This window comes from Mesorhizobium sanjuanii (assembly GCF_002529485.1).
In the GTDB taxonomy this organism is placed as follows: Bacteria; Pseudomonadota; Alphaproteobacteria; order Rhizobiales; family Rhizobiaceae; genus Mesorhizobium; species Mesorhizobium sanjuanii.
In genome coordinates this window covers 1-7,395 of record NZ_NWQG01000272.1, presented here as the reverse complement: position 1 = coordinate 7,395, position 7,395 = coordinate 1, and the positions used below count along the sequence as shown (strand labels likewise).

The 7,395-nt window shown below is 62.0% G+C and carries 8 protein-coding genes and 1 pseudogene; 4 read left to right on the top strand and 5 right to left on the bottom strand.

Features of this window, described 5'->3' with window-relative positions; all coding sequences use genetic code 11:
- Positions 1 to 548, top strand: a 548-nt coding sequence (locus CN311_RS30535; protein ID WP_097577307.1) for a tetratricopeptide repeat protein, incomplete at its 5' end; no start/stop codon positions are given.
- 31 nt (positions 549 to 579) lie between these two features.
- Here the strand turns inward: CN311_RS30535 and CN311_RS30530 are convergent.
- The 5 genes from CN311_RS30530 to erpA all read right to left on the bottom strand — a co-directional run bounded on the left by CN311_RS30530 (position 580) and on the right by erpA (position 3,048).
- On the bottom strand, positions 580 to 897 hold the full coding sequence (locus CN311_RS30530) for a hypothetical protein (protein ID WP_097577306.1): 318 nt from the start codon (positions 895 to 897) through the stop codon (positions 580 to 582).
- 75 nt (positions 898 to 972) lie between these two features.
- Positions 973 to 1,767 carry an exodeoxyribonuclease III gene (xth, locus tag CN311_RS30525; RefSeq protein ID WP_097577305.1) on the bottom strand — a complete coding sequence of 265 codons (795 nt, stop codon included), beginning with the start codon at positions 1,765 to 1,767 and terminating at the stop codon, positions 973 to 975.
- A gap of 13 nt (positions 1,768 to 1,780) precedes the next feature.
- On the bottom strand, positions 1,781 to 2,182 hold the full coding sequence (locus tag CN311_RS30520) for a VOC family protein (protein WP_097577304.1): 402 nt from the start codon (positions 2,180 to 2,182) through the stop codon (positions 1,781 to 1,783).
- 1 nt (position 2,183) lies between these two features.
- Positions 2,184 to 2,696: a hypothetical protein gene (locus CN311_RS30515; RefSeq protein WP_097577303.1), complete on the bottom strand. Its 513-nt coding sequence runs from the start codon at positions 2,694 to 2,696 to the stop codon at positions 2,184 to 2,186.
- A 4-nt stretch (positions 2,697 to 2,700) separates the two neighbouring features.
- Positions 2,701 to 3,048 carry an iron-sulfur cluster insertion protein ErpA gene (gene erpA / locus CN311_RS30510; protein ID WP_006335221.1) on the bottom strand — a complete coding sequence of 116 codons (348 nt, stop codon included), beginning with the start codon at positions 3,046 to 3,048 and terminating at the stop codon, positions 2,701 to 2,703.
- Positions 3,049 to 3,141: 93 nt separating this feature from the next.
- On the opposite strand from erpA, the gene CN311_RS30505 reads away from it, so the two are divergent.
- The 3 genes and pseudogenes from CN311_RS30505 to CN311_RS30495 form a co-directional block, all read left to right on the top strand.
- Positions 3,142 to 4,356, top strand: a complete 1,215-nt coding sequence (locus tag CN311_RS30505) for a deoxyguanosinetriphosphate triphosphohydrolase (RefSeq protein ID WP_097577302.1) — start codon at positions 3,142 to 3,144, stop codon at positions 4,354 to 4,356.
- A gap of 63 nt (positions 4,357 to 4,419) precedes the next feature.
- Positions 4,420 to 6,177 carry an arginine--tRNA ligase gene (argS, locus tag CN311_RS30500; RefSeq protein WP_097577301.1) on the top strand — a complete coding sequence of 586 codons (1,758 nt, stop codon included), beginning with the start codon at positions 4,420 to 4,422 and terminating at the stop codon, positions 6,175 to 6,177.
- Between the two features lie 103 nt (positions 6,178 to 6,280).
- Positions 6,281 to 7,395 (top strand): annotated as a pseudogene (locus CN311_RS30495) (SPOR domain-containing protein); the annotation flags it as partial.

The following is a 7,395-nucleotide window of genomic DNA, read 5'->3' as shown; positions in this document are numbered from 1 at the left end:
ATGGCGTAACCCGCGACGACTATGCAGCGTTCAAGTTCTTCTCGGAGATCGTCGACCAGGATGTCGAGCCCGGCTCGCCGGAAGAGAGCTATGTGTCGGACGCGCTGGTGGCGCTCGGGGACTATCTGCGGAAGGGCATTCCCGGCAGCCCGGTCGCCGAAAATGAAGTGGCGGCCCAGGAATATTACATGCGCGCCGCCGCCAACTACCGCAACCCGAACGCCCAGTTCGAGATGGGCCAGATGTTCCTGAAGGGCGAGGGCGGCGTCAAGGCAAGCGTCAAGCAGGCCGGCCGCTGGTTCCAGCTCGCCGCCGAAAAGGGCCATGCCGGCGCACAGGCGACACTCGGCAACCTGCTTTTCCAGAGCGGCAAGATCGTGCGCGGGCTGGCAATGATGACCGCGGCGCTCGAACGCGCCGCGCCGGCCGACCAGCCATGGATACGCGGCATGCAGGAAGAGGCATTTGCCGCCGCCGGCGAAGCCGATCGCCGGACTGCGATCTCTTTGGCCGACGACATCCTCACCAAGGGCGGCGACGACCAGTAAGCGGGATTACCGCTTTCCACTTATCGGAAAATCAGTTCTCGGTGGGCTCCGCAGGCACCAGGCTGGGTGTCGGCGTCGAGATCGGCGTGGCGTGCGGACGTGGCGCCGGCCTGTCTCCCGGGCACTCGTCGTCCACTCTCGTCCACGACGTGTTGTTAAGCACCATGTCGCAGCGGGCGAGGTGGCTCCGGCCGGAAAGTGTCAGGCAGGCGACCTGGCCGATCTCAAATGATTTTCCGTTGGCCAGGCATTCCGCATCGGCAAAAGCCGGCGTCGCCATGGCCATCGCAAGCGCGCAGCCGATCGGGCAGAGAGCGAATCGAATAGTCATGGGAACCCCAGCCACCATGATGGTGCCGCATCAAGCGCGCGATTTGTGGCGATAAGAGGTCAACTTATGGCTGTGCCGTCGGGCAACGGTCGATCAAGCAGACTGCAGCGACAGTTGGATGGCCACCGGCACGTGGTCGGAGGGTTTTTCCCAGGCGCGCACGTGCTTTTCGATCGAGGCCGATGAAAAGCGGTTGGCGGCCTCCGGCGACAGCAGCAGGTGATCGATGCGGATGCCGTTGTTCTTCTGCCAGGCGCCGGCCTGATAGTCCCAGAACGTGTAGGTGTCCGGTGCGTCGGTGACCGCGCGCACGGCTTCGGTGAAGCCCAGATTCATCAGCCGGCGGAAGGCTTGCCGAGTCTGTGGCTGGAACAGCGCGTCGCCCAGCCAGTTCTCCGGGTATCTGGCGTCGATCGGTTCGGGGATGACATTATAGTCGCCAGCCAGCACCAGCGCCTCTTCGAGCAGAAGCCTCTCCTGCGCCCAACGTTCGAGCCGCGCCATCCAGGATAATTTGTAGGGAAACTTCTTCTCGTCATCGATCGGATTGCCGTTCGGCAGATAGAGCGAGGCGACCCGCAGGCTTCCCTTGTCCGTCGAGAATACGCCCTCGATGAAACGCGCCTGCTCGTCGGCGTCGTCGCCCGGCAGGCCTCTGATGACTTCGTCGAAGCGCAGCTTCGACAGGATGGCGACGCCGTTGAAGCCCTTCTGGCCATGGGTTTCAACGTTGTAGCCGAGCGCCTCGACCTCGGCACGCGGAAACTGCTCGTCGACGGTCTTGATCTCCTGCAGGCAGGCGATGTCAGGCGCGCTTTCGCTCAGCCAATGGGTGAGATTGCCGAGACGAGCTCGAACGCCGTTGATGTTCCAGGTGACGATCTTCATGACGGTCTCATTGCTATGCTGTTCCGGGCTGTTGCGGCTTCTGGCGTTCGACGAGGCCGATCGTATTGCCTGCGGGGTCCTTTAGAAAGGCCATCCACTCGCTTTCCCCCGCTGGACCGAACGTGCCTTCGGTATCGCGATGGACAAGCGCCGGCGGTGCGGTGAAGGGAACGCCGGCGGCTTTCGCGTCAGCGTGGAAGGCTTCTAGGCCTTGTATGTCGAGATAGACCGTGCCGGCCGGCACGCCGTCGGTGAACAGCAGCCTGATATCACCGGCCATGATGAAGGCCATGCCGGGCGGATCGTAGCGGGCATGGACGCCCAGGCCGAGGACATCGCGCCAGAAGGCCAGAGTCGCGTCGAGGTCGCGTCCGGCCGAAAGCGCGACCTGACGGACCGCGCCAACGCTGCGCATTTCATTTGCTCCCGTATGCTTGGCTCTCGCCGTTGTCCGCAAGTATTTGTTCGATTGCATCCCTGAGATGCGATGCTTGCTCCCGCGTCGTGCGCTCGTCCACCCAGTCACAAGCATTGTAGAGATCGCCAAGCCAGTGCGGGTATTCGTATGTTTGCTCAATGAGAGAGGCCATACGGCAAACCTGAATGGGTTCGATATCGCCCTGGAGGTAGGCGCGGAGGCGTCGAAGAAACGACTTGCGCGCTATTTCGCCGGTCTCCAATGACTTCTCATTGAAATCAGGAAAGCGCCGCTCGATCAACGACTTCAAAAGGCCATGAACCTTCCCAAGAGCAAGAGCGTTTCTTGGGTTGCACCGGACAAGTTGCAAATAGTCGGGGTCGTCGGCGTAGTCCGGTGGCGCTGTATGTACTCCGGCCCAACCGACAATGTCGGCATCGAAGATCGCCCCTATCTCGCGAGCGACAAGAACCGTCCTCGGATCCTCGTTGCCCTCGAGAAACGCCGTCATGCCTTCATATAGAGAAGCTGGTGCCGCAGCCGCAGGAAGCGACCGCATTCGGGTTCCTGATCTGGAACGACTGGCCCATCAGATCGTCGACGAAGTCGATCACCGAGCCACCCATATAGACCAGCGAGAGGTCGTCGATCAGCACGGTGGCGCCGTCCTTCTCGATGGCGACATCGTCATCGTTGCGGGTGTCGACTAGGTCGAATTTGTAGGAAAAGCCGGAACAGCCGCCGCCTTCGACCGAGACGCGCAGCGCCGTCTTGCCGGCTTCGCCGGAGACGATCTTGGCGATCCTTCTCGCGGCGGCGTCGGTCATCTCGACTTTCATGGCAGTCTTGGCATCAGCGCCCATGGCCGTCACCTTGCTTTCGGTTTGATATGATAGGTATGAAGCGCGCGGGGGCAAGTCAACTGCGGCAGAAGCTAAGACTATGAGTTGGGGGCAATGACCAACGAGTTTGGCGACATCGGATTCGGCTATCGGCCGCGCGCTGCCTATGCCAGCGATCCGGCGAAATCGCGTGGGCGTCTGTTCGACGAGGTGGAGAGCCCGACCCGCACACCGTTCCAGCGCGACCGCGACCGCATCATCCATTCGACGGCGTTCCGCCGGCTGAAGCACAAGACGCAAGTGTTTGTCGCGCATGAGGGCGATCATTACCGCACCCGGCTGACGCATTCGATCGAGGTGGCGCAGATTGCACGCGCCCTGGCGCGCGCGCTGCGCGGCGACGAGGACCTGGCCGAGGCCGTGGCGTTGGTGCATGATTTCGGCCACACGCCCTTCGGCCATACCGGCGAAGAAGCGCTGAACGAGAAGATGGCCGGATGGGGCGGCTTCGACCATAATGCGCAATCGCTGCGCGTGGTGACACGGCTGGAGCGGCGCTATGCCGAATTCGACGGGCTGAACCTTACCTGGGAAACGCTCGAGGGCCTGGTCAAGCACAACGGGCCATTGACCGACGCCCAGGGGAAAGGCCTGAAGGGGCCGGTGCCGCCGGCGATCCGCGACTATTCACAGTTGCACGACCTCGAACTCGACCGCTTCGCCGGCATCGAGGCGCAGTGCGCAGCGATCGCCGACGACATCGCCTATAACACCCATGACATCGACGACGGCCTGAGATCCGGTTTCCTGACGCTCGATATGCTGGAGAAGATCTCGCTGCCGGGGTCGATCCTGGAAGCCGTGCGCCAGCGCTATCCGGCGCTGGACGATGTGAGAGCGGGGCACGAACTCATGCGCCGGCAGATCACGATCATGGTCGAGGACGTCATTGTGTCGACAAATGCCAACCTTGCGCGCATCAAGCCGGATAGTGCTGAAGCGGTGCGGGCGGCAGGCGAGACGATTGTCGGCTTTTCCGCCGAAATGGCCGTGCTCGAAAAGGAGTTGAAGGCCTTTTTATATAAACATCTCTACCGGCACAGCGAGGTCATGCGCGTGCGCGTCGGCGCCGAGCAGATCGTCAAGGACCTGTTCGATCTCTATCTCGCCGATCCGCGCGCCATGCCCGATGGCTGGCGTGAAGGGCTCGACCGGGCCGAAGACCGGATCAAGGCGCGGGGCGTCGCCGATTTCCTGGCAGGCATGACGGATACCTACGCTTTGAAGGAACACCGCCGCTTGTTTGACCATACGCCGGATTTGAGCTAGGGCGGGCACGATTTTGCCGGCCCCAATGAGCCGGATTCCCTTAAAGCCGCCAGAGCCACACCAATGAACATCTTCGCCGATTTCACCGCGCGAGTCACAAGAGCTGTCGAAGCACTTGATCTGAAGGACGGCGAGGGTACCTCGCCTGATCTGTCGCGCATCGCTGTCGAGCCGCCGCGCGACGCCAGCCATGGTGATCTCGCGACCAATGCGGCGATGGTGCTGGCCAAGCCGACCGGCCAGAATCCGCGCGCGCTGGCTGACCGGCTTGCACAAGCGCTGCGCGCCGATCCCGATATCGCCGCCGCTGATGTCGCCGGTCCCGGTTTCGTCAATCTCAGGCTCAAGGACCGGTTCTGGCAGGCGCATCTGACCGCACTTCTCGGCGAAGGCCGCAATTATGGGCGCTCTACGGTCGGCGGCGGCAGGAGGGCCAATGTTGAATATGTCTCGGCCAATCCGACCGGTCCGATGCATGTCGGTCATTGCCGTGGTGCCGTGGTGGGTGATGCGCTCGCCAATCTGATGGCTTTCGCCGGCTACGACGTGACCAAGGAATATGTCATCAACGATGCCGGCGCGCAGATCGACGTGCTCGGCCGCTCCGCCATGCTGCGCTATCGCGAGGCGCTCGGCGACGACATTGGCGAGATTCCGGCCGGGCTCTATCCCGGCGACTACCTGGTTCCCGTGGGTCAGGCGCTGGCCGGCGAATTCGGCCGGTCTCTGCTGCAGATGCCGGACGAGGAGGCGCTTGCTATCGTCAAGGACCGGACGATCGACGCGATGATGGTGATGATCCGCGAGGATCTGGCGCTGCTCAACGTGCATCACGACGTGTTCTTCTCCGAACGCACGCTGCATGCCGACAACGCTCGCAAGATTCGCTCGGCGATCAATGACCTGACGCTGAAGGGCCATATCTACAAGGGCAAGCTGCCGCCGCCCAAGGGTGAGAAGCCGGACGATTGGGAGGATCGCGAGCAGACGCTGTTCCGCTCGACAGCGGTCGGCGACGACCTCGATCGGCCGCTGGTCAAGTCGGACGGCACCTTCACCTATTTCGCCGCCGATGTCGCTTACCTCAAGGACAAGGTCGATCGCGGCTTCGTCGAACTGATCTATGTGCTTGGCGCCGACCATGGCGGTTATGTGAAGCGACTGGAAGCGCTCGCCCGGGCGATCGCCGACGACAAGGTCAAGCTCACCGTGCTGCTTTGCCAGTTGGTGCGGCTCTTTCGCGACGGCGAGCCGGTGCGCATGTCGAAGCGGTCGGGTGACTTCGTGACGCTGCGCGAGGTGGTGGAGGAAGTCGGCCGCGACCCGATCCGCTTCATGATGCTCTACCGCAAGAACGATGCACCGCTCGATTTCGATTTCGCCAAGGTGACCGAGCAGTCGAAGGACAATCCGGTGTTCTACGTGCAGTATGCTTCGGCGCGCTGCCATTCGGTGTTCCGGCAGGCGAGCGAGCAATTGGGTGAGGCCAATTTCGACCGCAACCGGCTGGCCGCCGCGACCGCTTCGCTGACCGATTTGGGCGAAATCGGCTTGATCAGGAAGCTCGCGGAATATCCGCGACTGATTGAATCCGCGGCCCTTGCGCTCGAGCCGCACAGGCTGGCATTCTACCTCTACGATCTCGCTTCCAGCTTCCACGGACATTGGAACCGGGGCACCGAGAATCCCGACTTACGTTTTGTTAAGGTTAACGACCGACAATTGACGCATGCCAGACTAGGGCTGGTGCAGGCCGTTTCGGACGTTTTGACGTCCGGCCTGACGCTGATCGGGGCCGAAGCGCCCACCGAAATGCGTTAGGTTTGACTAAAACACCTGTCACCTTTTGCCCACATTGCGCTGGTAAGGGCCAACCCTGCGCGACGTCCATGGCGTCCGAATGAGTGCGAGTTCGGGAACGATAATGGCAGACAGAACCCATCTGAGAGCAGCCGCCAACAACGATATCGCTGACGATGATCCCTTCGCGGAATTGACGAGGATCATGGGGTTCGACCCGCGTCAGCCAGTCAGGCCGCAGACACCAACCCAGCCGAAGGCGGCTGGCGCCGGTCAGCCGGCGGACGAGGGCGATTTCGACATCGACCTCGAGAAGGAGTTGATGGGCGAATTTGGTGCCGACGACAATGATCGCGCCGCCGAGGTTCGCGAGCCGGCTTTTGAAGCCGCCGACCCGATGAACGCCGAGCTTGCCGCCTCGCTCGAACAGGATCTTCTGCTGGACGACGATGCGACGGACGAAGCAGCCCATGGCGTTTCCGCCGACGACATCGATCTGGCTGCCGAATTATCCACGCCGGCGGTCGACGCTGCTTTCGATCATGATTTCGAGGATGCGATCGCCAGTTCGCTGGAAGACGTGTCGCCATTCGAAGACGATTTGGACGACGAACTTGCGGATAACAAGCTCGCGGACGACGATCTTGCCGCATCGCTCGAACAGGATTTCCTGCTCGACGACGATGTGACGGATGAACCCGGCGCTGTTGCCGCCGAGGCTCTGGTGGCGACCGCGCAGCCTGACTTCGACGACGAATTCGGCAGTGCGATCGCAAGCTCGCTGGAAGACGAGCTGATGCTGGACGCGCATGTGCCGCCGGAGCAGCAGGCTACCGCTGCCGGAGTCTCCGCGCCGTCTGCCGAACCCGACTTCGATGATGAATTCGACAACGCCGTCTTGAGCTCGCTCGAAGATGAGCTGATGCTGGACGAGCATGTTCCGATGGAGCAGGCTGCCGTCGAGGCTTCTGTTGCGCCTGTTCAAGCCGTTTCGGACGAGGCCGATGAGGACTTTGCCGGCCACTTCGACGAAGCCATGGCCGATGTCGACATGGATTTCGACGTTCGCGCGGATGAATCCGCCGAAATCGATCAGCCCGAAATTGACGAGCCGGAGGTCGCGGCCGACGAGTTGTCCGCTGCCACCTCGAAAGGTGCGTTCGACGACGATTTCGATTTGAATTTCGATGATGCGCTCGTGGACGATGTCGAAGAGCCGGTTGCGCAGGTCGCCAGCGT